General features: G+C 70.6%; 22 protein-coding genes and 1 pseudogene. 11 read left to right on the top strand and 12 right to left on the bottom strand.

Annotation, left to right across the window (positions count from 1 at the left end; translation table 11 throughout):
* Nucleotides 1-127 precede the first annotated feature (127 nt).
* Both ADL12_RS14650 and ADL12_RS14645 read right to left on the bottom strand, forming a co-directional pair.
* Nucleotides 128-1,147 carry a hypothetical protein gene (locus ADL12_RS14650; protein ID WP_107119914.1) on the bottom strand — a complete coding sequence of 340 codons (1,020 nt, stop codon included), beginning with the start codon at nt 1,145-1,147 and terminating at the stop codon, nt 128-130.
* Nucleotides 1,134-1,736, bottom strand: a complete 603-nt coding sequence (locus ADL12_RS14645; RefSeq protein WP_208614544.1) for an RNA polymerase sigma factor — start codon at nt 1,734-1,736, stop codon at nt 1,134-1,136. The genes ADL12_RS14650 and ADL12_RS14645 overlap by 14 nt, the downstream gene beginning before the upstream one ends.
* A gap of 100 nt (nt 1,737-1,836) precedes the next feature.
* Between ADL12_RS14645 and trpS the strand changes: the two genes are divergently transcribed.
* Both trpS and ADL12_RS14635 read left to right on the top strand, forming a co-directional pair.
* On the top strand, nt 1,837-2,850 hold the full coding sequence (trpS, locus tag ADL12_RS14640) for a tryptophan--tRNA ligase (protein ID WP_062702533.1): 1,014 nt from the start codon (nt 1,837-1,839) through the stop codon (nt 2,848-2,850).
* A 125-nt stretch (nt 2,851-2,975) separates the two neighbouring features.
* Entirely contained in the window at nt 2,976-3,554 is a 579-nt protein-coding gene (locus tag ADL12_RS14635; protein ID WP_062702386.1) for a 2'-5' RNA ligase family protein, read from the top strand.
* A 142-nt stretch (nt 3,555-3,696) separates the two neighbouring features.
* On the opposite strand, the gene dprE2 is transcribed toward ADL12_RS14635, so the two are convergent.
* Nucleotides 3,697-4,452 (bottom strand): decaprenylphospho-beta-D-erythro-pentofuranosid-2-ulose 2-reductase, encoded by a 756-nt coding sequence (gene dprE2, locus ADL12_RS14630; RefSeq protein ID WP_062702384.1) that lies wholly within the window; start codon nt 4,450-4,452, stop codon nt 3,697-3,699.
* A 100-nt stretch (nt 4,453-4,552) separates the two neighbouring features.
* Entirely contained in the window at nt 4,553-5,908 is a 1,356-nt protein-coding gene (gene dprE1 / locus ADL12_RS14625; protein WP_062702382.1) for a decaprenylphosphoryl-beta-D-ribose oxidase, read from the bottom strand.
* 132 nt (nt 5,909-6,040) lie between these two features.
* Here dprE1 and ADL12_RS14620 point away from each other — a divergent pair, with 132 nt between their 5' ends.
* Genes ADL12_RS14620 through ADL12_RS14605 form a run of 4 tightly spaced genes read left to right on the top strand, consistent with a single transcriptional unit; the run spans nt 6,041 to nt 9,055 of the window.
* A complete protein-coding gene (locus ADL12_RS14620; protein ID WP_079052046.1) occupies nt 6,041-6,595 on the top strand; it encodes a phosphatase PAP2 family protein in 555 nt (184 codons plus the stop codon).
* Nucleotides 6,592-7,584 (top strand): decaprenyl-phosphate phosphoribosyltransferase, encoded by a 993-nt coding sequence (locus ADL12_RS14615; protein WP_062702380.1) that lies wholly within the window; start codon nt 6,592-6,594, stop codon nt 7,582-7,584. Before ADL12_RS14620 ends, ADL12_RS14615 begins: the two co-directional genes overlap by 4 nt.
* Complete coding sequence (locus ADL12_RS14610; RefSeq protein WP_062702378.1) at nt 7,578-8,018, top strand: GtrA family protein; 441 nt, start codon at nt 7,578-7,580, stop codon at nt 8,016-8,018. Before ADL12_RS14615 ends, ADL12_RS14610 begins: the two co-directional genes overlap by 7 nt.
* Entirely contained in the window at nt 8,006-9,055 is a 1,050-nt protein-coding gene (locus tag ADL12_RS14605; RefSeq protein WP_062702376.1) for a YihY/virulence factor BrkB family protein, read from the top strand. Before ADL12_RS14610 ends, ADL12_RS14605 begins: the two co-directional genes overlap by 13 nt.
* Here the strand turns inward: ADL12_RS14605 and ADL12_RS14600 are convergent.
* Nucleotides 9,003-10,292, bottom strand: a complete 1,290-nt coding sequence (locus tag ADL12_RS14600) for a D-alanyl-D-alanine carboxypeptidase family protein (protein ID WP_062702374.1) — start codon at nt 10,290-10,292, stop codon at nt 9,003-9,005. The genes ADL12_RS14605 and ADL12_RS14600 overlap by 53 nt on opposite strands.
* Nucleotides 10,293-10,383: 91 nt before the next feature.
* Here ADL12_RS14600 and ADL12_RS14595 point away from each other — a divergent pair, with 91 nt between their 5' ends.
* From ADL12_RS14595 to ADL12_RS14580, 4 genes and pseudogenes are all read left to right on the top strand, one after another.
* Nucleotides 10,384-10,623, top strand: coding sequence for an SCO4848 family membrane protein (locus tag ADL12_RS14595; protein WP_062702372.1), 240 nt, complete (start codon nt 10,384-10,386; stop codon nt 10,621-10,623).
* Between the two features lie 57 nt (nt 10,624-10,680).
* Nucleotides 10,681-12,063: a metallophosphoesterase gene (locus ADL12_RS14590; protein ID WP_062702370.1), complete on the top strand. Its 1,383-nt coding sequence runs from the start codon at nt 10,681-10,683 to the stop codon at nt 12,061-12,063.
* Between the two features lie 6 nt (nt 12,064-12,069).
* Nucleotides 12,070-12,882, top strand: a pseudogene (locus tag ADL12_RS56445) (ABC transporter substrate-binding protein); the annotation flags it as partial.
* A gap of 136 nt (nt 12,883-13,018) precedes the next feature.
* Nucleotides 13,019-13,426, top strand: a complete 408-nt coding sequence (locus ADL12_RS14580; RefSeq protein WP_062702365.1) for an ATP-binding protein — start codon at nt 13,019-13,021, stop codon at nt 13,424-13,426.
* A 47-nt stretch (nt 13,427-13,473) separates the two neighbouring features.
* Here the strand turns inward: ADL12_RS14580 and ADL12_RS14575 are convergent, their stop codons facing one another.
* Both ADL12_RS14575 and ADL12_RS14570 read right to left on the bottom strand, forming a co-directional pair.
* On the bottom strand, nt 13,474-14,931 hold the full coding sequence (locus ADL12_RS14575; protein WP_062702363.1) for a sensor histidine kinase: 1,458 nt from the start codon (nt 14,929-14,931) through the stop codon (nt 13,474-13,476).
* Nucleotides 14,928-15,617 carry a response regulator transcription factor gene (locus tag ADL12_RS14570; RefSeq protein WP_062702361.1) on the bottom strand — a complete coding sequence of 230 codons (690 nt, stop codon included), beginning with the start codon at nt 15,615-15,617 and terminating at the stop codon, nt 14,928-14,930. Before ADL12_RS14570 ends, ADL12_RS14575 begins: the two co-directional genes overlap by 4 nt.
* 165 nt (nt 15,618-15,782) lie before the next feature.
* Here ADL12_RS14570 and ADL12_RS14565 point away from each other — a divergent pair, with 165 nt between their 5' ends.
* Nucleotides 15,783-18,209, top strand: coding sequence for an MMPL family transporter (locus ADL12_RS14565; protein ID WP_062702530.1), 2,427 nt, complete (start codon nt 15,783-15,785; stop codon nt 18,207-18,209).
* 64 nt (nt 18,210-18,273) lie between these two features.
* Here the strand turns inward: ADL12_RS14565 and ADL12_RS14560 are convergent, their stop codons facing one another.
* The 5 genes from ADL12_RS14560 to ADL12_RS14540 all read right to left on the bottom strand — a co-directional run bounded on the left by ADL12_RS14560 (nt 18,274) and on the right by ADL12_RS14540 (nt 21,839).
* Complete coding sequence (locus ADL12_RS14560; protein WP_062702359.1) at nt 18,274-19,044, bottom strand: TetR/AcrR family transcriptional regulator; 771 nt, start codon at nt 19,042-19,044, stop codon at nt 18,274-18,276.
* Nucleotides 19,045-19,081: 37 nt separating this feature from the next.
* The gene (locus ADL12_RS14555) at nt 19,082-20,107 is read right to left on the bottom strand and encodes a trypsin-like serine peptidase (protein ID WP_062702357.1); all 1,026 of its coding nucleotides are present in this window, start codon (nt 20,105-20,107) and stop codon (nt 19,082-19,084) included.
* A 224-nt stretch (nt 20,108-20,331) separates the two neighbouring features.
* On the bottom strand, nt 20,332-20,868 hold the full coding sequence (locus tag ADL12_RS14550) for a thiol-disulfide oxidoreductase DCC family protein (protein WP_425265099.1): 537 nt from the start codon (nt 20,866-20,868) through the stop codon (nt 20,332-20,334).
* Nucleotides 20,869-20,882: 14 nt separating this feature from the next.
* Nucleotides 20,883-21,290: a hypothetical protein gene (locus tag ADL12_RS14545; protein WP_062702355.1), complete on the bottom strand. Its 408-nt coding sequence runs from the start codon at nt 21,288-21,290 to the stop codon at nt 20,883-20,885.
* A gap of 138 nt (nt 21,291-21,428) precedes the next feature.
* A complete protein-coding gene (locus ADL12_RS14540) occupies nt 21,429-21,839 on the bottom strand; it encodes a VOC family protein (RefSeq protein ID WP_062702353.1) in 411 nt (136 codons plus the stop codon).
* Nucleotides 21,840-21,845: the final 6 nt, after the last annotated feature.

The raw sequence follows: 21,845 nt of genomic DNA, 5'->3' as shown, positions 1-21,845 counted from the left end.
ATGTCACTTCTGGTACACCGCCCGACCCACCCGGGTTCCCATCCCGGTCCCGCTATTTTCCGGACCGGCCACGTTCGGACCGGCCACGTTCGGACCGGCCGCCTGGGGACCGCCCTCTCCGCACCAACTACTTCGAGGACACCTCGGACGGCCTCTCCAGCGACCGCGCGATCTCCACCGCCCGCTCCTTCGACGCCACCCCTTCCAGCCGCAGGGTCACCGTCTCGCCCTCGCTGCTGCGGGCCCACAGCAGCGTCGCCCCTGCCGTCCGCTCCTCGCGCGTGTAGCGCTCCCCGCTGCTGTCCACCAGCCAGAAGGTCAGCAGATGCGGTCGGGCAAACCACAGGGCCGGGTCGGGTGTGCCGCCGTCGGGGGCGTCGGTGTCCAGCGAGATCCATTCCGGCGGTTCGCGCACGGTCTTGGTGAAGCCGATGTCCAGGCTCGCCCGCCGCTCGTCCAGCCGTATCGTGCGCCCGTCCTCACGCCAGCACAGACTCACCATGAACCGTTCCCGCGGCTCACCGGTCACCGCGGCCGTGTCCGGCATGCCGAGCTCCTCGGGCACCAGCGGCTCGAACCCGGCCCGGCGCTCGGCCTGTGCGAGCGACACCGAGCGGCCGCAGCCGGGTACCTCGGCGCCGGGGGAGGGCACAGCCGACGGGTCGTACCGCACCTCGACACCGGCGAAGTCGAACCAGTCGAGGACCGCTGCCCGCACCGGGGGCGTGAGCACGAGCACCGTCAGCAGGCCGCACAGCGCCGCCGTCAGCGAGCGCCACCGCACCCGCGTCCACCGCCGCACCGCCCGCAGCCGCTCAGCGGCACCCGGCGGCTCGGCCACGGGAACCGGTACCTGCTCGGCGAGTATCTGCCCCAGCACCCGCTCGACCATCGTCTCGGCGTCGTCCGCCGCGCCCGGCGCGTCCAGGGAACGGCCGAGTGCCCGGAGCTCCCCCGGCAGCCGTGTCGCATCCGCACGCCGACCGCGATCACCGGCGCCGCCGTTGCCGGCGCGCCAACCTTTCCGATCGGGGCCTTCGCCGGCCCCGGCCCCGGCGCCGTCACGCCCGTATGCACGCCGTCCGTCACTCTCGTACGCCCCCGGCCCCTCACCGTCGTACGGCTTCCGTCCGTCACTCATGCTCATCACCCCCTTCCCGGGACTGAAAATCCGGCAGCAAGCGCCCCAGCTTCCGCAGCGCGCGGTTCAGCCGGGATTTCACCGTGCCCCGGGGCCAGCCCAGGGCCTGCGCCGTCTCCGACTCGTCCATTTCCAGGAGATAGCGGTAGGTGACGACCAGGCGGTGCTCCTCGCTCAGCTTCTCCAGGGCGGCCTGCAGCGCGGCACGGCGCTCTATCTCCAGCGCGGCCACCGCCGGGTCCGCCGATTCCGGTATCAGCGGCTCCGCCTCCACGAGGGCCGCCTCACGCCCGGCGAGGGTGCGCTGACGGGCCGCCGTGCGCACTGTGTTCCTCGTCTCATTGGCGACGATCGCCAGCAGCCATGGCTTGAACGCCGCGCCGTCCTTGAACCGGCCCAGCGTGCAGTACGCCTTGACGAAGGCCTGCTGCACCACGTCCTCCGCGTCCGCACCGGCCCCGAGCGCGGCGGCCGCCCTGAGCGCGATGCCCGTATGGGCCCGCACCAGCTGCGCGTACGCCTCCGGCTCCCCGGCTCGTACGCGTGCGATCACCGCGGCCTCATCGACGATGCGGCCCCCCTCCCGCGTTTTCACACTCTTGGTACACCGCTCGGACCGGATCGGTTCCCACCTGTGTCACATCTGTTTCCGAGCGGTTCCGGATCGGCCCCCGACACCTGAGAGAATGGTGGGCATGTCCTCTGATCGACCCCGCGTGCTCTCCGGAATCCAGCCCACCGCAGGCTCGTTCCACCTCGGCAACTACCTCGGCGCCGTCCGCCAGTGGGTGGCGCTGCAGGAGACCCACGACGCGTTCTACATGGTCGTCGACCTGCACGCGATCACGGTCCCGCAGGACCCGAAGGAGCTGCGCGCCAACACCCGCCTGGCCGCCGCACAGCTCCTCGCCGCCGGACTCGACCCCGAGCGCTGCACGCTCTTCGTCCAGAGCCACGTCCCCGAGCACGCCCAGCTCGCCTGGGTCATGAACTGCTTCACCGGCTTCGGTGAGGCGTCCCGCATGACCCAGTTCAAGGACAAGTCCGCCAAGCAGGGCGCCGAGCGGGCGTCGGTCGGCCTGTTCACGTACCCGATCCTGCAGGTCGCGGACATCCTGCTGTACCAGGCCAACGAGGTGCCGGTCGGCGAGGACCAGCGCCAGCACATCGAGCTCACGCGCGACCTCGCCGAGCGCTTCAACGGCCGCTTCGGCCCGACCTTCACCGTCCCGAAGCCGTACATCCTCAAGGAGACGGCGAAGATCTACGACCTCCAGGACCCGTCGATCAAGATGAGCAAGTCGGCGTCCACGCCGAAGGGCCTCATCAACCTTCTCGACGAGCCCAAGACCACCGCCAAGAAGGTCAAGAGCGCGGTCACCGACACCGAGACCGTCATCCGCTACGACGTCGAGAACAAGCCGGGCATCAGCAACCTGCTCAGCATCTACTCGACCCTCACGGGGACGGGAATCGCGGAACTGGAGCAGAAGTACGACGGCAAGGGCTACGGTGCGCTCAAGACGGACCTCGCCGAGGTCATGGTCGAGTTCGTGACGCCCTTCCGGGAGCGCACCCAGCAGTATCTGGACGACCCAGAGACGCTGGACTCGATCCTGGCCAAGGGCGCGGAGAAGGCGCGCGCAGTCGCCGCGGAGACGCTCTCCCAGGCGTACGCCAGGGTGGGTTTCCTGCCCGCGAAGCACTGAGCCCGTACAGCGCTGCATATCACTACGGTTGCGCCTGCCCGCAGCACGGCCGTAGCCGTACAGTCGATAGCCGAGTGGCTGCCACGGCGGCCGCTCACGCTCACCAACAGACGACAGGAGACGACGTGGGGACCGTAACGATCGGCGTGTCGATCGCGGTCCCGGAGCCTCACGGCAGCCTGCTCCAGGAGCGGCGCGCGGGCTTCGGCGACGCCGCGGCTCACGGCATCCCCACGCACGTCACACTGCTGCCGCCGACAGAGGTCGACGCCTCGCTGCTGCCCGCGATCGAGGACCATCTCTTCGAGGTCGCGGCCACCGGTCGTGCCTTCCCGATGCGGCTGTCCGGCACCGGCACCTTCCGGCCCCTCTCGCCGGTCGTCTTCGTCCAGGTCGTCGAGGGCGCCGAGGTCTGCACCTGGCTGCAGAAGCAGGTCCGCGACGCCTCCGGGCCCGTGGCGCGCGAACTGCAGTTCCCGTACCACCCGCATGTCACGGTCGCGCACGGAATCGACGAGGAGTCGATGGACCGTGCCTTCGAGGAGCTGGCCGACTACGGGGCCGAGTGGCCCTGCACCGGCTTCGCCCTCTACGAACAGGGTGCCGACGGCGTGTGGCGCAAGCTGAGGGACTTCACCTTCGGGACCACGGTGGTTCCGCCGCAGGCGGGCCATGTGGAGCGCGGGTCGATTTCCGCGAGTTAGCTCCGCTGGGTGGGCGCGAGGGGGTGCCTGCCGCGACGTGTTCTTGTTTGTCTGCGGGTGCGTCGTGGCTGGTCGCGCCCGCGCGGCGGAGCCGCATATCGATACAGCCCCGCGCCCCTTTGGGGCGCTGCCGAACTGCGACCTAGAGCGGCAACCGGCGGAACAGTGCCCGCGGCGCGTGCCGCAGGGCTGACATCACCACCCTGAGCGCGCCTGGCACCCACACCGTCTCCGAGCGTCGGCGCAGGCCCACTTCGATGGCCGTCGCGACCGCCTCCGGAGTGGTCGCGAGGGGCGCTTCCTCCAGACCGTTGGTCATCTTCGACCGTACGAATCCGGGGCGTACGACCATGACGTGCACGCCGGTGCCGTGCAGTGCGTCGCCCAGCCCCTGGGTGAAGGCGTCGAGGCCGGCCTTGCTGGAGCCGTAGATGAAGTTGGCGCGGCGGGCCCGCTCACCGGCTACGGAGGACAGGACGACCAGCGAGCCGTGGCCCTGGGACTGGAGGGTGCCGGCGCTGACCAGGCTCGCCGACACGGCGCCCGTGTAGTTGGTCTGGGCCACGCGTACCGCGTTCAGCGGCTCGCGCTCGTCGCGCGCCTGGTCGCCGAGAACTCCGAAGGCGAGGAGCACCATGTCGACGTCGCCCTCCGCGAAGACCTTGCCGAGCACCGCCTCGTGGGACTCGGGGTCGAGCGCGTCGAAGGCCACGGTGTGCACGGCGGCCCCCAGGGCGCGCAGATCGGCCGCGGACTGCTCCAGGGTGGGTGACGGGCGGCCCGCCAGCCAGACCGTGCGGGTACGGCGCGCGATCAGGCGGCGTGCGGTGGCCAGCGCGATCTCGGACGTACCGCCGAGGACGAGCAGGGACTGGGGGAGGCCGAAGGCGTCCTTCACTACAGCTCCTAGAGAGATCTGAGAGTCCGAGAGATCCGATGCGGGGTTACTGGTCGGGTTCGGGGTAGTGGGCGGGTTAAAGCCGTGTTCCAGCCGGTTTCTAGAGGCCGAGACGGCGGCCCAGGTCCGACACGAACACCCCGCGCGGGTCGAGCTCCGCGCGCAACGCGCGGAAGTCGTCCAGGCGGGGGTACATCGCGGCGAGCAGTTCGGGCCGCAGCCGGGAGTCCTTGGCGAGGTAGACGCGCCCGCCTGCCCCGGCCACCTCCTCGTCCAGCTCGTCGAGGAGGGCGGCGAGGCCGGGCAGGCCGGCCGGGATGTCCAGGGCCAGCGTCCAGCCGGGGACGGGGAAGGAGAGCCAGCCGGGGTCGGCGTCTCCGAAGCGCTTGAGGACGGCCAGGAAGGACGGGCAGCGGTGCTCGGAGATGCGCCGCACGATCCGGCGCAGGGCGTCCTCCTGGCCGTGTCCGACGGCGAACTGGTACTGCACGAAGCCGCCCCGGCCGTAGATCCGGTTCCAGTGGGGGACGCCGTCCAGCGGGTGGAAGAAGGCGGAGAGCTTTTGCAGTTCGCCGGTACGCGCGCGTGGAGCCTTGCGGTACCAGAGCTCGTTGAACCAGCCGACCGTACGGCGGCTCAGCAGTCCTTCCGGAAGGAAGGCGGGCGCGGCGGGCAGACGGGAGGGACGGAAGGCGAGCGGCTCTCTGCGCGCGCGCGTGCCTTCGCGCAGTGCCTCCACGGGCGCGTGGTCGCCACGCGTGAGCACCGCGCGGCCCGTCGCCGGGCCGCGTGCCAGCAGGTCGATCCACGCGACCGAGTAGCGGTAATGGTCGTCGGTGGCGACCAGACGTGCCATCAGGTCGTCGAGGTCCCGCGCGCGCTCCGTGTCGACCGACATCAGCGAGGTCTCCACCGGCTGGAGTTGGACTGTCGCGGTCAGGATCACGCCGGTCAGGCCCATGCCGCCGGTGGTGGCGTCGAACAGAGGCGTGCCGCGGCGGACGGTGTGGATCTCGCCGTCGGCGGTGAGGAGTTCCAAGGACAGCACGTGGCGGGAGAAGGAGCCCGAGACGTGGTGGTTCTTGCCGTGGATGTCGGCGCCCACCGCGCCGCCGACCGTCACATAGCGGGTGCCGGGCGTCACCGGCACGAACCATCCGAGCGGCAGCAGCACCTCCATCAGCCGGTGCAGGGAGACACCCGCGTCGCACAGCACGGTGCCGCCGTCGGCGTCGATCGCGTGGATGCGGTCCAGGCTCGTCATGTCGAGCACCGCGCCCCCGGCGTTCTGCGCCGCGTCCCCGTACGCCCGCCCCAGGCCCCTCGGGATGCCCCCGCGGGCCCCACAGCCCCGAACGGCTGCCGCGGCCTCCTCGTACGTCCGTGGGCGGATCAGACGGGCGGTGGTGGGGGCGGTGCGGCCCCATCCCGTGACGGAGACGGTGTCGGCAGGCATGTCGGCGACCGTAGCGCCCCTATATGAGCGATTAGTTCTGAAACATTCTCCCCTCCCCAAAATGGGTGATTAATGGGATGTCGCTCAATATTTTCGTAGTTCTGATGGTGTGGGCGTGAACAGTGAGTCCACATGGACCGCCTCGACGACATGAACCACCGAAGCCTGGGGGGCGCGGACCGACGAACCGCCCGGAGCATGGACCGCCGAATCCTTTCGGCGGTCCATGCCCGCGGCCGCGACCCACGCGTCGCCACCGCCGCGCGCGCCCTGTCCTGGGCCGGCGAGCACGGCGCGCTGTGGCTGGCGGCGGGCCTCGCCGGGGCCGCCGTGGACGGTGGCCGACGCGGCGCCTGGTTGCGCGGCACGGCGCTCACCGCGGGCGCGCACCTCGTCAGCATGGGGGTGAAAAGGGTGGTGCGCCGCCCGCGTCCGGCGCATGTCACGCCCCTCGTGCACACCGCCGGCTGGCACTCCTTCCCGAGCTCCCACGCGACCTCCGCCGCGGCAGCCGCCGTCGCCTACGGCGCGCTCGGCGCGTACGTGATCCCGCCGCTCGCCGCCGCGATGTGCGTGTCACGCCTGGTCGTCGGCGTGCACTACCCCTCGGACGTGGCGGCGGGCGCGGCCCTGGGGGCGCTCACGGCCTGCGTCGGGGCGGGCTGGATGAGGAGGGAGCAGCCATGACTGAAGCAGCGCCCCTCACGAGTGCCGCGCGCACCAGGGAAGCGATGCTCCACGAGCAGCGCACGCCCACGCGACAGGCCGCACCACCACCCCGCGAAGGTGGCCTCCGCGCGCTTGCGAAAGGCCTCATCAAAACCGCGCGCCCCAAGCAGTGGGTCAAGAACATCCTGGTCATCGCCGCTCCCGCCGCCGCCGGCGAACTCTTCTCGACCCGCGCCCTGGCCCAACTCGCGCTCGTCTTCGCCCTCTTCACCGCCTGTGCCGCCGCCGTCTATCTGATCAACGACGCCCGCGACGCCGAAGCGGACCGCGCGCACCCCACCAAGCGCCACCGTCCGGTCGCCGCCGGACAGGTCCCCGTGCCCGTCGCGTACGCCGTCGGAGGCGCCCTCGCCGTCCTCGCGCCGGCCGCCGCGGCCTGGCTGACCTCGCCCGCCGTCGCGGTCGTGCTCACGGCGTACCTCGGCATGCAACTGGCGTACTGCGTCAGCCTCAAGCACGTCCTGGTCGTCGACCTCGTCGTCGTCACGACCGGGTTCCTGATGCGGGCGATGGTCGGCGGGCTCGCACTCGGCATCCCGCTGTCGCGCTGGTTCCTCATCACGACCGGGTTCGGGGCGCTGTTCATGGTGTCGGCCAAGCGGTACTCCGAAGCCGTGCAGATGGCCGGGAAGGCGGGAGCCACGCGCGCGTTGCTCACCGAGTACACCACCGGCTATCTGCGCTTCGTCTGGCAGTTGGCGGCCGGGGTCGCCGTCCTCGCGTACTGCTTGTGGGCCCTGGAGGAGGGCGGCGTCCCGCACACCGGCGTGCTGCCCTGGCGCCAGCTGTCCATGGTCGCCTTCATCCTCGCGATCCTGCGCTACGCCGTCTTCGCCGACCGCGGCACGGCGGGCGAACCCGAGGACGTCGTCCTGCACGACCGCGCACTCGCCGTCATCGGCGTGGCGTGGCTGGCGATGTACGGGCTGGCGGTGGCCAATTGGTAGGCACGCGTGCGTGGGGCGACCGACGCGAACTCCTCGGCTTCGCCGCCGTCGGTCTCCTCGCCTACGCCGTGGACCTCGCCCTCTTCACCTGCCTGCGCGGCCCCGCCGACCTGGACCCCCTCACCGCCAAGGCCCTCTCCTTCGTCGCCGGCTGCACGGTCGCCTACGCCGGGAACGCACTCGGCACCTACCGCCACACCCACCCCAAAGGCCTGCGCCCCTACGCCGTCTTCTTCGTGGTGAACATCGCCGGCGCGGTCGTACAGCTTCTGTGTCTCGCCGTGAGTCACTACGGCCTCGGCCTCACCTCGCAGCGCGCGGACACCGTCTCCGGGGCAGGAATCGGGATGGCGCTGGCTACAGTCCTGCGGTTCTGGGGCACTCGGACATTGGTCTTCCGTACGGCGGGCAGAGTTGGATCATGGACTGGCTGAAGAAACTCCCCGGCGTCGGGCCGATGGTGGCCCGGCTGATGACCACGCACGCGTGGCGGTCGTACGAGCGCATGGACCGGGTGAAGTGGACACGGCTGGCCGCCGCGATGACGTTCACCAGTTTCGTCGCGCTGTTTCCGTTGTTCACCGTGGCCGCCGCGATCGCCGCCGCGACGCTCGGCACGGAGCAGCAGGACAAGCTGGAGGACAAGATCGCCGAGCAGGTGCCCGGCATCTCCGACCAGCTCAACATCGACGCCCTGGTCCAGAACGCCGGCACCGTCGGCCTCATCGCCGGCGCCCTCCTGCTGCTCACCGGCATCGGCTGGGTCGGCTCCATGCGCGAGTGCCTGCGTGCGGTGTGGGAGCTGCCCGACGACGAGGAGAACCCCCTCCTGCGCAAGGCCAAGGACGCGGGTGTCCTGGTCGGCCTGGGCGGAGCCGTGCTCGTCACGCTCGCCGCCTCGGCCGTCGCTTCCGCCATGGTCGGCTGGATCACCCGGCAGCTCGGCATCGACGAGGGCGGCTGGGGCGGGGTCCTGCTGCAGATCGCCGCGTTCCTCGTCGCCGTACTCGCCAACTTCCTGCTTCTGCTGTACGTCCTGACCCTGCTGCCCGGCGTCGAACCGCCGCGCCGCCGGCTGATGGTGGCCGCGCTGATCGGCGCGGTCGGGTTCGAACTGCTGAAGCTGCTGCTGAGCGGCTATATGCAGGGCGTGGCCACGAAGAGCATGTACGGCGCGTTCGGCGTGCCGGTCGCCCTGCTGCTGTGGATCAACTTCACCGCGAAACTGGTGGTGTTCTGCGCCGCCTGGACGGCGACGCAGGGCAAGGAGGTGGAACTCGCCGACGTGACCACGGAGTCCGGCGATTCCGCGGAGCCGGCGTCAGGCGAGTCCGACGGCGCGGGCGAGGCCGAGCAGCCCGGGGTACCGTCGAAGCCAGGTGTACCCGAGGAGCCAGGTGTACCCGAGAAGCCCGGGGTCAGGGGCGGCTCCGGCGGCGCACCAGGTCGGGCAGCGGCCACCGGCGGTTGATCAGGAACGCGCCCGCCGCGAGCAGCACCAGCACCCCGCCGGTGATCCCGAGCGCGACCCCGATGCCGGTCGAGCCGCTCGCGGCCGAGGCGCCCACTGCCGGCTTCGCGGACTTCTCCGCCTTCCCGGCGCCACCGGCTTCCCCGGAGTCGTTCGCACCCGGCTGCGCGCCGGCCTGCGTCGCGCTCTTCGGCGGCACCAGCTCACCCACCGGCTGCACCTTGCCGGCCGCCTGGAAACCCCAGTCGAAGAGCCTCGCGGTCTCCTTGTAGACCTCGTTGTGCTCGCTCTTCTCCGGGTTCATGACCGTGACGAGCAGCACCTTGCCGCCCCGCTCGGCCACGCCGGTGAAGGTGGCGCCGGCGTTGGTGGTGTTGCCGTTCTTGACGCCGGCGATGCCCTGGTAGACGGAGATGTCGGAGTCGCCGCTCAGCAGCCGGTTGGTGTTCTGGATCTCGAAGGACCCCCGGACGGACTTGCCCTTCTTGTTCTTCTTCGTCTCGCCCGGGAACTTCGCGGAGACGGTCGAGCAGTACTCGCGGAAGTCCTTCTTCTGCAGCCCGGAGCGGGCGATCAGGGTGAGGTCGTACGCCGACGAGACCTGGCGCGGAGCGTCGTAGCCGTCGGGGGACACCGCGTGCGTGTCGAGGGCCTGGAGCTCCTCGGCGTGCTCGTTCATCTCCTTGACGGTGTTGTTGATGCCGCCGTTCATCTTCGACAGGACGTGCACGGCGTCGTTGCCGGAGCGCAGGAAGACGCCGAGCCACAGGTCGTGGACGGAGTACGTCTCGCCTTCCTTTATCCCGACCATGCTGGAGCCGGACCCGATGTCCGCGAGGTCGGACGGGACGACCTTGTGCTCCATGGTCTTCGGGAACTTCGGCAGCACCGTGTCGGCGAACAGCATCTTCATGGTGCTCGCGGGCGCCAGCCGCCAGTGCGCATTGTGCGCCGCGAGCACCTGGCCGGACTCGGCGTCGGCGACGACCCAGGAACGGGCGGTCAGGTCCTTGGGCAGGACGGGGACGCCGCTCGCGAGGTTCACCTGGGTACCGGGCTGCCCCAGCCGCTCGCCGCCCACGGTCGACATGTTCGGCGGGGGAGTGGCCGAGGGGCTCGTACTCGGTGACGGCTTCGGAGCCGCCTGGGAGACGGGCGCGGTCAGCGCGAGGGACGACACGACGGCTGAGGTGACCAGCAGGGCTCGCCTGGCGGTCTTCTTGGAAGGTGCGGGCACGACCGAGAACGTACATGCCGTTGCCATGGAAGTCCCGCTTCTGTCCCCACCCCGCTCGGGGAACCGGACACGCGAAGGTGATACTGAACGTATGAAGCTCAGCCGCCCCGTCTCCTGGTTCCTGCTCGCCTTCGGGGTGTGGAGCTGGGTCATCTGGGTCACTTTCGTCAAAAACCTGATCAAGGACAGCAGCGGGCTCGCGTTCGACGACGGTCACCCGACGGCGTACTTCTGGGTGCACCTGCTGCTCGCCGTCGTCTCCTTCGTATTGGGGACGGTCGTCGGGGTCATCGGGTTGCGCGGAGTGCGCGCACTGCGCCGGACGTCATAGGAACTCGGTCGGTGCCCCGGGCGTTCAATCAGCACGCAAGGGAAAGGGAACGTCGGCGTGGTCATCGTCTTCGCGCTTGTCGCACTGCTCGTGTTGTCCGCCCTGGTGGCGGGCAACTGGTTCGTGTGGCGCCGCCTTTTCCGCGACACGACCCGCGGCCCCGGGTTCGTGCGCCGCGCGGGCGTGGTGGTGATCGCCGGCGGCTGGGCGCTGACGGTCGGTGCCCTCGTCGCCGAGCGCGCGGGCGCGCCCTTCCTGCTCCAGCAGATCCTGGCCTGGCCGGGCTTCCTGTGGCTGGCCCTGTCGATATACCTGCTGCTGGGTGTGCTGGCGGGTGAGGTCGTACGACCGCTGCTGCGGCGGTGGGTCGAACGGCGGGCGCGCGCCGGGGAAGCCGTGGCGGAGCAGCGGGAGCTCGTGCCGGCGGGAGCGTCGGCGGGCACGGCACTCGCCACGACGCCCGCCGCGACCCCCGCCACCAAGTCGGCCGAGACCCAGACGCTCCCGCCCGCGTCCGCCCCCGCTCCGGCAGGTACGACCGGCCCGGCTGCGACGAACACGACCGACCCGACCCCCGCCCCGGATTCCACGGACCCCTCGCGCCCCCTCGCCGTCCCCACCCGCCGCCTCTTCGTCTCCCGAGTCGTCGCCGGTGCCGCCGCCGCGGCCGCCGTGGGAACCGTAGGCTACGGCACCTATGACGTGCTGCGCGGTCCGAAGGTGAAGCGGGTCACCGTCCCGCTGTCCAAGCTGCCGCGCGCGGCGCACGGTTACCGGATCGCGGTCGTCAGCGACATCCACCTCGGACCGGTCCTGGGCCGGGGCTTCGCCCAGAAGGTCGTCGACACGATCAACGGCACCCAGCCCGACCTCATCGCGGTGGTCGGCGACCTGGTGGACGGCAGCGTGAAGGACCTCGGCCCGGCGGCGGCCCCGCTCGCCCAACTCCGGGCGAGACATGGCGCGTTCTTCGTCACCGGCAACCACGAGTACTTCTCGGGCGCCGAGCAGTGGGTGGACGAGGTACGCCGCCTGGGCCTGCGCCCGCTGGAGAACGCGCGCACCGAGTTGCCCCACTTCGACCTGGCCGGTGTCAACGACGTCGCGGGCGAGAGCGAGGGCCAGGGCCCCGACTTCGCCAAGGCCCTCGGCGACCGGGACACGGCACGCGCGTGTGTGCTCCTCGCCCACCAGCCGGTGCAGATTCACGACGCCGTGGACCACGGCGTCGACCTCCAGCTCTCCGGCCATACACACGGCGGCCAGCTCTGGCCCGGCAACCTCGTTGCGGGCCTGGCCAACCCGACCCTGGCCGGCCTGGAGCGCTACGGCGACACCCAGCTGTACGTCAGCCGGGGCGCGGGCGCCTGGGGTCCGCCGACGCGTGTGGGCGCCCCGTCGGACATCACGGTGATCGAGCTGGCGTCCCGTCAGGCCTGACGGGCCCCGTACACCCTGACCGCGTACACGAGCGGCAAGAAGGCCGTCCTCGAGCCCGACTCGCACTACAAGGGAGCCCTCAAGGACACCGGCCGACCCGTCGAACTGCGTTACTACGCCGACGCGGACGCCCTCGACAGCGCCCGGAAGGAGAAGCGGATCGACGTCGCCACCCGCACGCTGCCGCCCGAGGTCCTCGCCGGCATCCGGGCCAGCGCGTCTCCGAGGCCGACAGCTCCGAGATCCGCAACCTCTACTTCGACACCCGCGCGGGTTCGCCCCTGCACGACGTCCGGGTCCGGCAGGCCATGGCCTGGCTGATCGACCGCGAGAAGCTGGCCGCCACGGTGTCTACGCCACCGGCCGCGGCTCCGGAGGCGCGGAGGCCGCGGAGATCAGCGGCAACTGGAGGCGAGCGGCCTGTTCAAGGTGACCGTCAAGGGTTAAGAGTGGACCGACTTCCAAAAGCGCTGGGCGAGCGGCACGCTCGACGCGTACGCCGTCGGCTGGGTCGCCGACTTCCCCGACCCGGACACCTACGGTGGCCCGCTCGTCGGCACCAACGGCACCAACGGCACCATGAACACCGGGTACAGCAACAAGACCGTCGACCGGCTGATCACGTCCAGCCAGCAGTACGCCGACCACAGCGAGGCCGGCCGGGACTTCCGCTCGCTGCAGGAGGCCGTCGCCCGCGACGTCCCGGTGATCCCGCTGTGGCAGGCCAAGGAGTACGTCGTCACCAGCGAGGACGTCGGAGGTGGCCAGTATCTGTCGGACGGCACCGGTGTCTTCCGGCTCTGGCGCCTCACCTGGATCCAAAGCCTCACCTCGATCTGCGCGCCTCCCCTGGATCTGACGCGATCTCGCTGCCTTGACATGACATGCGGTGATGCCGGGGAGGCACTCGGCGCTGCACCATGTGACGGAGGTGTGCGCGGGGTGAGGAGCAAACGTGTTGAGACGCAACGCCTTCCGGCTGCCCCGGCACCCGGCGTCCGTCGGTCTCGCGCGGCACCGGGTCCGGGACCACCTGGCCGACTGGGGGCATGGACCACGTGATCCGGCACTGGAGGACGCGGTGCTGCTCGTCTCCGAGCTGGCCACCAACGTGGTACGCCACGGCCCTCTCCAGGAGCGCGAGTTCGAGGTCGCCGTGACCGCGCTCGCCGACGGCTCCTGCCTGATCGAGGTGTCGGACGAGGGGCAACTCGAGCCTCGGTTACGGCTGGTGGGGGAGTGGGAGGAGACCGGCCGCGGCCTGCATCTGGTCGAGAACCTGGCCGCGGCGTGGGGAGTGTGGAGCCGGGGCCGGCACGGAAAGACGGTGTGGGTGCTGATCCTCGCCCACGCCAACCCATGAGACGCGGCAAAGTTTTGCGACCGTGAAGGCGCCCCCCGTCGGTGGCATCACCGCGACGGCAGCGTCACCGTCACCGCCAGCCCCTCACCCGGCGCCGTCCGCACCGCGACCTCCCCGCCGTGCGCCTGAACCACCCCCTGCACGATCGCCATCCCGAGCCCGCTGCCCGCACCCCCGCCGGCCCGGAAGAACCGGTCGAAGACGCGCGCCGCGTCCTCCGCGCACAGCCCCGGCCCCTTGTCCTCGACACACAGCCGTACGACCCCGTTCGCCCGCTCCACCCCGAGCCGCACCGGCACATCGGTCGCCGTGTGCGTGCGGACGTTGCTCAGCAGATTGCCCAGCACCTGGCGCAGTCCCGACTCGTCGGCGTGCACGAGCAGCGCGCCGTCGGCGCCGACCGTGATGGGCCGTCCGGGCTGCTGCACCCGCAGATCTTCGGCGGCCTCGCGCATCAGACGGCTCAAGTCGACGTTGCGCAGGCGCAGTTCCGGCCGCTGGTCGAGACGGGCGAGGGTCAGTAGCTCGTCGACGAGGCGGCCCATGCGGTCGACCTCGCCGTTCATCCGGTCCCAGGCCCGTCTGCGCTCGGCCGGGTCGGTGAGCATCCCCTTGTCGTACAGCTGGAGGTAGCCGCGTATCGCGGACAGCGGGGTGCGCAGCTCGTGCGAGGCGTCGCCGACGAACTGGCGCAGCTGGGCGGCGCTGCGCTCGCGCGTGCGGTAGGCCGACTCCACCTGGTGGAGCATGGAGTTGAGGGCGACCCGGAGCTGTTCGACCTCCAGGGTCGGGTCCCGGTTGGAGGGGACGCGCCGGGTCAGATCGCCCTCGGCGATCGCCGACGAGGTCTCCACCATGTCCTCCAGCGGCCGCATCCGCCGGCGCACGCTGAACATCGTCAGACAGCCGAGCAGGGCCAGCAGCAGGGTGCCGACGGCGAAATCCATCCTCAGTGCCTTGCCCATGCCCTCGTGCAGGCCCTCGGTCGGCATGGCGATCAGTACGACGGTGCCGTCCGACAGCCGCGCGCCGACCATCCGGTGGCGGTCACCTTCGACCCGTACGTCCCGTGGCTCCTCGTCGGCGGCGAGGGCGACCGGGTTCTTCGCGGCCGCGGCGAGGGCGTGCTGGCGAGGGGTCGGCTTCAGCGGGCCGAGGGCCACCGGCTTTCCTGCGGCGTCGACCGCGACGTACACCATGGTCGGGCTCGGCAGCGGGTCCGTGTCCGTGGCTTTGCCGCCGGTGAACTTGTCCAGCGCGATGCCCAGTTCGCTGAGCGACTCGATCTGCCGGAGCGTGAATCCGGCGTTCCCCAAGGTGGTGCGGGCGTTCTTCAGTTCGGTGTCGACCTTGTCGAGCAGGTAGAACCGCGCGGTCATCAGACTGACGGCGGTCGCGACGACGATGCCGACGGCCAGCAGGGCCACGTTCGCCAGCGTCAGTTTGCCGCGCAGCGAGTGGATGCCGTGGTGGCGGGGGGCGCCGAAGAACCCGGGGATCCTCATGCCAGCCCGTATCCGACGCCCCGCCGTGTGGTGATCACCGGCGGTCCCAGGGCGTCCAGCTTGCGTCGCAGATAGCTGATGTAGGTCTCCACGACGGTCGACTCGGGCGGGGTGTGCTCGTACTGCCAGACGTGGCGCAGGAGTTGCTCCTTGGGCACGATCCGGCCGCCGTTGCGCACCAGGAAACGCAGCAGGGCGTACTCGGTCGGGGTGAGTTCGACGGTACGGCCCGCGCGGCGCACCGAGTACGTCGTCTCGTCCAGCTCCAGGTCGCCGTATCTGAGGGGTGGCCGCTGCGGCAGGACGTCGGCCGGGCGGGTGCGGCGCAGTACGGCCGTGATGCGGGCGATGACCACGTCGACGTCGAACGGCTTGGTGATGTAGTCGTCGCCGAAGCCGAGGGCGCCGACGATCTCGGCGGGCGAGTCGCGTGCGGTGAGGAAGACCAGAGCCAGGTCGGGGCGGCGCTCGCGCAGTTCACGGCCGAGGGCGCGGCCGTCGCCGTCCGGGAGCATGACGTCGAGCAGCGCCACGTCGGGCCGGGTGCGCTCGGAGAGGGCGAGCGCCTCGCGGACCGTGCCCGCGATCATGACCTCGAAGCGGTGGTAGCGCAGGGCGATCGCGAGGACGTCCGCGATGCTCTCCTCGTCCTCCACGACCAGCACGGTGCCGTAAGCCGTCGTCATGCCCCCAGTATCGGCGGGGCCACTGACAGTCGGTCGGGTTCGCCGCTTTGGAGTTCCTTGAGAGTCATGGCCGCCGCCTGCCACGCACGCGTGCCGCCGCCAATCCTGTTGCCCAGGACCTGGGGGACCAACCGAACCGAATAAGGAGCGTTGAGCGTGGCGGCATTGGCACGGTGGTGCTATCGGCACCGGCTGGTGGTCCTGTTGCTGTGGGTGGGGGCAGTGTTCGGCCTGGGCGCGGCGAGTTCGGCCGCCGGCACGAACTACGCGAACGTCTTCTCCCTCCCGAACACGGACTCCACGACGGCGTATGACCTGATGGAGAAGGCCTTCCCGGAGCGCGCGGGCGACACCGACACGGTGGTGTGGAAGGTGGACGACGGATCGGTACGTGACGAGTCCGTACGGTCCCGGATCGAGCCCGCGCTCGAGGAGATCGGGCGGATGAAGGGGGTCGGCGAGGTCACCGACCCGTACGCGGCACAAGGAGCCGCGCAGATCAGCCGGGACGGGCGGATCGCGTACGCCCAGATCACGTTCACCGAGCAGGCGAACGCCGTCCCGATAGACCTGGCCGAGGACGTCGTCGACACGGCACAGGCCGCCGAACGGGGCGGGCTGCAGGTCGAGCTGGGCGGTCAGGCCATCGCCCGCACCCAGGAGCCGCCGCAGGGCATCGCGGAAGCGGTCGGCATCCTCGCGGCGGCAGTCGTGCTGTTCCTCGCCTTCGGCTCGCTCTTCGCGATGCTGCTGCCGATCGTCGTGGCGATCGCGGGCGTCGGCACCGGCATGATCGCGACGATGCTGATGAGCCACGTCACGGACGTACCCGAAGTGGCCCCGCTGCTCGGCTCGTTGATCGGCCTCGGCGTCGGCATCGACTACGCTCTGTTCATCGTCACCCGGCACCGGCGCGGCATCCTGCGCGGGATGAAGCCGGAGGAGGCGGCCGTGACCGCCCTCAACACCTCCGGCCGCGCGGTGCTGTTCGCGGGCGGCACCGTGTGTATCGCGCTCGCCGGAATGCTGGTGATGAATATGCGGTTCCTGGACGGCGTGGTCGTCGCGACCTCGCTCACGGTCGTGCTGAGCGTGCTGGCCGCGATCACCCTGCTGCCCGCCCTCCTAGGCCTGCTCGGCATACGGGTGCTCAGCCGCCGGCAGCGGCGCCGGCTCGCCGCGGCGGGACCGGAGCCGGCGGAGGCGAGCGGACTGGCGGCGCGCTGGTCGTCGTACGTCCAAAGGCGCCCGCGCCCGGTCGCGGCGCTGGCCCTCGTAGTCATGGCGGTCCTCGCGATCCCCGTGCTGTCGATCCGCCTCGGCGCCACCGACCAGGGCAACCACCAGGAGTCGACCACGACCCGGCAGGCCTACGACCTGCTCGCCGAGGGCTTCGGGCCCGGCTTCAACGGCCCGCTCCAGGTGGTCGTCGAGGGCGATGCCCCCGCCGGTCTGGTCGACGGCATCCGGTCGACCGAGGGGGTCGCCCAGGTGGCCGCCGTCCCGCCCGCGAACGGCGTGACGGTCATCCAGGTCGTGCCGGACACGTCGCCCCAGTCCGAGCAGACGGACCAGCTGATCGACCGGCTGCGCGACGACGTGATCCCGCAGTCGGGTGCCGAGGCCCATGTCGGCGGTGTGACGGCGGTCTTCAAGGACTTCGCGGCGGTGACCGGCGAGCGCCTGCCGTACTTCGTCGCGACGATCATCGCGCTCGGCTTCCTGCTCCTGCTGGTGGCGTTCCGTTCGCTGGTGGTGCCGTTGACGGCCGCCCTGATGAACCTCATCGCGGCCGCCGCGTCCTTCGGTGTCCTGGTGGCGATCTTCCAGTGGGGCTGGGGCACCGAGCTCATCGGCGTCGGCAAGGAGGGCCCGATCACGTCCTTCCTGCCCGTCATCATGCTGTCCCTGCTGTTCGGCCTTTCCATGGACTACCAGGTGTTCCTGGTGAGCCGGATGCACGAGGAGTGGGTGCACACGCGCGACAACGCGCGCGCCGTCCGCGTCGGCCTCGCGGAGACCAGCCGGGTCATCAACTCCGCCGCCCTGATCATGATCTGCGTGTTCAGCGCGTTCGTGCTCAGCGGCGACATGGAGGGCGCGATGGCGGGCATCGGCCTCGCGGCGGCCGTCGCCCTGGACGCCTTCATCCTGCGTACGGCCCTGGTGCCGGCCGCGATGCACATGCTCGGTAACTCGAACTGGTGGCTGCCCAACTGGCTGGAGAGTCGGCTGCCGCATCTGGCGGTCGAGCCGAAGGAGGAGGCGCCGGTGGCCGAGGAGGAGCCGGTCGTGGCGGGCCGGGCCTCCGTCGTCCACGGCTTCATACGCACCGCGGACGGTGAGCCGGTCGAGGGCGCGGCGGTGACGCTGCTGACGAAGGGCGGGCGTCAGCTGGACCGCGTGACGTCCCTGGCCGACGGCTCGTACATCGTCTCGGTTCCGGCGTCGGGGACGTATCTGCTGGCGACGACCGCGGCGTCGTACGGGTCCCGGGCGGGGCAGGTGGTCGTGACGGACGGGCCGCTTGTGTACGACGTAGAGCTGGCGGAGGGCGAGCCGGCCGAGGGTGAGGTGGACGCCGTCAACTGAAGGCGGTTGAACGGTGTTTCAGGGGCGCTCGTCGGTCCTCGGCGGGCGCCCTTTCCGTGCCCGTCTAGCCTTCGGTTTTGCCCGCCTTATCCTTCTTCTCCTTCTTCTCCTTCGCCGGGTCCGGCACCGCGTTCGTCATCCCCGGCAGGAAGTCCGTGAACAGGTCGTGCACCTCGCGCACCAACGGCCGCAGCACCCGGAACCGCGCCAGCGAGACGCCCCGCGCGGTCAGCCGGGCGCTCCGCTCGGCGAGCCGGTAACTGCGCTCACGCCCCTCGGTCCGGTCGTAGACCCAGTACAGGACGAGCCCCATCTGGGCGAGCCACATCATCTCGGGCAGCAGGTCGCGGAGTTCCTCGGGCACCTTGGTCTTCGTCGCGCCCGCCAGCACCTGGCGATGGATGTTGATGGCCTCCACGCGCGCGTGCTCCGACTCGGCGGAGAAGGGGCTGAGGGGGCTCGCGGGATCGGCGGCGTTCTTGAAGAACTGCACCGCGAACTCGTGGTACGGCGTGGCGATGTCCAGCCACGCCCTGAGGACGCCGGCGAGCCGCGCCTCCAGGTCGGTCTCCCGGGCCAGGACGTCCCGGATCGCCACCTTGTGCTCGGTGGCGATCCGGTCGTAGAAGCCCTGGATCAGGTGTTCCTTGCCCTCGAAGTAGTAGTACGCGTTGCCGACGGAGACCCCGGCCTCCTGGGCGATCGCCCGCATGGTCGTCTTGTCGTAGCCGCGCTCCTGGAACAGCCGCATGGCGGTCTCCAGGATCAGCGCGCGGGTCTGCTCGGACTTGCTGGGCGCGTCGCCCTGTTCAGGGCTGTCGTTCTTCGAGGGCACGGGACGAGAGCCTAACGAGTGGTGTTTCGGTCGGACGTCAGGAGGTCTGCGCCGCCTGGTACAGGTTCTGGGCGTCGGCGCCGAAGTACGGGCCGTACATCCGGTTCGGCAGGAAGTTGTACTTGAAGCTGTTCACCGAGGACAGCAGGCCGGTGCCCGTGGACTCGTTGAACTGCGTGAACCAGGGGCCGCCGCTGGAGCCGCCGGTCATGTTGCAGTTCATACCGTGGTCGTTCGACAGCAGGAAGTCGCGGTCGGTGGTGCCGCTGCAGTAGATGAACTTCTCGCCGTCGTACGGAGCGGCGGCCGGGAAGCCGAAGGAGTACATGCGCAGGTTGTAGCCGGTGTTGAAGGCCAGCCCCTGCCCGCCGACGACGTCCGTGAGCAGCTTGCCGTCCAGCGGGGCGACGACGGCGGCGCCGACGTCGTAGTTAATGTCCTCGCTCGCCGTCCACTGCGGTGTGGACAGGGTCTTCGACGCGGTCCACCGGCCGTAGGGGGCCTGTCCGTCGTGGTAGCCGGGCACGAAGACCCAGTTGGTGTGCCAGGCGCCCTCCAGCTTCACGCAGTGGCCCGCCGTGATCACGGTGCTCTTGTTGGCGCTGGTGACGGCGTTGCCGGAACAGGACGCCGTACGCCCCTGGTAGCTGAAGAACACCCGCCCCGCCGTGGAGACGACCGCACCGCCGCCGCTCCACTGGCCGCCGGTGTTCGGGAAGGCCAGCAGGCCGATGTCGGAGAGGGCCTTGCCGACCTCCGCGGCCGGGCTGCTGGGTGCGACGGTGGTCGCTGGACCCTTGAGGGGCGCCGAGCCGCCGTCGACGTGACCGTTGACGGTCACCAGGTCGAGCGGGGTCGCCTCGCGCATCCGCTCCGACGTCCAGAAGTCACGGGCCTGCTGTTGTGCGCCGGCCGAGACCGCGCTGACGGCGGTCGAGGTGTCGGACCTCGGCGCGGCGCTCGCGGGCGTGGCCAGGGCGCCCGCGGTGAGCAGTGCGGTGACGCCGACCAGGGCGCCGAGGAGGGGGCGGGGTATACGGGTGACGCCGGGTATGCCTCTCACGCGTACTCCTTCTGCGATGGGGGGACCGGGCGACCGGTGGGCCGCCAGGCTGACAGACAGTCGATGCGAGTGCGGAGTGGAGAACCGGGAGGCAGCGTGCCAACCCGAGCACCGTTTTGGAAGGGCGCATGCCAAAACTGGGGCCCGAAATCGAGCAGTTCAGGACGGGTTGGGCCCTCTTGACCCGGGCACCTTCTTGGCCCCGGGACCTTCTTGGCCCCGTCTCACCCCGTGGCGCAGGTGCCGCTGTCGCAGCCTGGCGGTGTGTACGTCCAGCCCTGATGCGGGTCGTACGACCACCCGTCCACGTGCTGATAGACCCGGCCGCCCCCTCGCGCTCCGCCCTGCTGTGCCCCGTCCCGCTGCGCCCCGCGCCACTTGGCGGCGGCGAGTACGGCCCCCTTGGCGAGGCGTGCCCCCGACGGAGTGCTGAGGCGATGCGCGAGCGGGCGGTGCTCGCGCAGGGCCCACAGGGTGACGATCCAGGCGGCGGTGCCCCGGTAGACCTGCCCGGCGTCGCCGACGATGGTGATCTCTTCGAGGGTGGCGCCGTGGTCGAGGCCGGGGTAGCGCCGCCGTGCCTCGTCCGACCCGGCCTGGATCAGCTCCAACGGCACCAACTGCGGCTGCCGTACGAGCCAGTCGCGCAGGAACGTGCACAGGGAGCACTGCGCGTCGTAGAGGACGGTCAGTCGACGGACCGCGGCGGGCCCGGGGCGCGAGGGGCCCAGCCCGCCGACGGCGACGGCGTCGTCCGTCACGCCGGTCACGTCGTTCACGCCCCGGCCGACGGGGCGACCCAGTCCTGCGGGGCGACCGGCGGCATCTGCTCCCGCTCCATCACCCCGCGCCGCCGGATCTTGTTGAGCACGTAGACGTTGCCCAGGTGCATCACGCCGAGCACCAGCAGCACCACCCCGAGCTTGGTCGACAGGGCCTCGAAGATGCCGCGGGTGTCGAGGACGGTCCCGTCGTCGCTCAGGTACAGCGCGACGAAGCCGAGGTTGACGAGGTAGAAGCCGACCACCAGCAGGTGGTTCACGGCGTCCGCGAGCTTCTCGTTCCCGCGCAGCACGTCGGCGAGGAAGATCCGTCCGTTACGGCTGAGAGTGCGGGCCACCCAGATGGTCAGCGCGATGCTGACGACCAGGTAGATGACGTAGGCGATGACCGTGCGGTCCATTGCCCTCCCCCTTCTGAACACGTTCAAAATGCTGACGAGGAAGACTCTAGACCTCTGCTTTGAACATGTTCAACTCGGTTGAGTGAGGGCTGCGTCACGCCTTCGTCGGGCCTGCATCGCGCCTGCGCCACGCCTGTTTCATGGCCTGCGCCCGAGCTCCGGCCGCTTGGAGTAGTCCGTGAACCCGATGACGTTCCCCCAGGGGTCGGCCATCTCGACGGTCCAGCCGGTGGCCACCGGGAACGCCGCGTCGAGCGGTGCGATGCCCGCGTCGGTCAGCGCCCGCGCCGCCGCCCGCGCGTCCGGCACCTCCAGCCATACGTGCGGGGAGGGCCACGGCGGCGTCCGATGCCTCAACTCCTCCTCCTGCCGCAGCAGGATGCCCGGCGTCTCGCCCCCGACCTTCAGCAGCGCGATCCCGGCCTCGTCGAGCCGGAACCCGACCGTGAACCCGGCCCGCTCGTAGAACCGGAGGGCCTCACCGAGGTTGCCGACCGGCAGCAGCACGTTGTCGAACCCGAGCAGTTCGTAGGACTCGTCATCTGACATGCCGTC

This window comes from Streptomyces regalis (genome assembly GCF_001509475.1).
Taxonomy (GTDB): domain Bacteria; phylum Actinomycetota; class Actinomycetes; order Streptomycetales; family Streptomycetaceae; genus Streptomyces; species Streptomyces regalis.
Note: the sequence above shows the minus strand (reverse complement) of the source record. Positions and strands in the feature narration are given on the sequence as shown.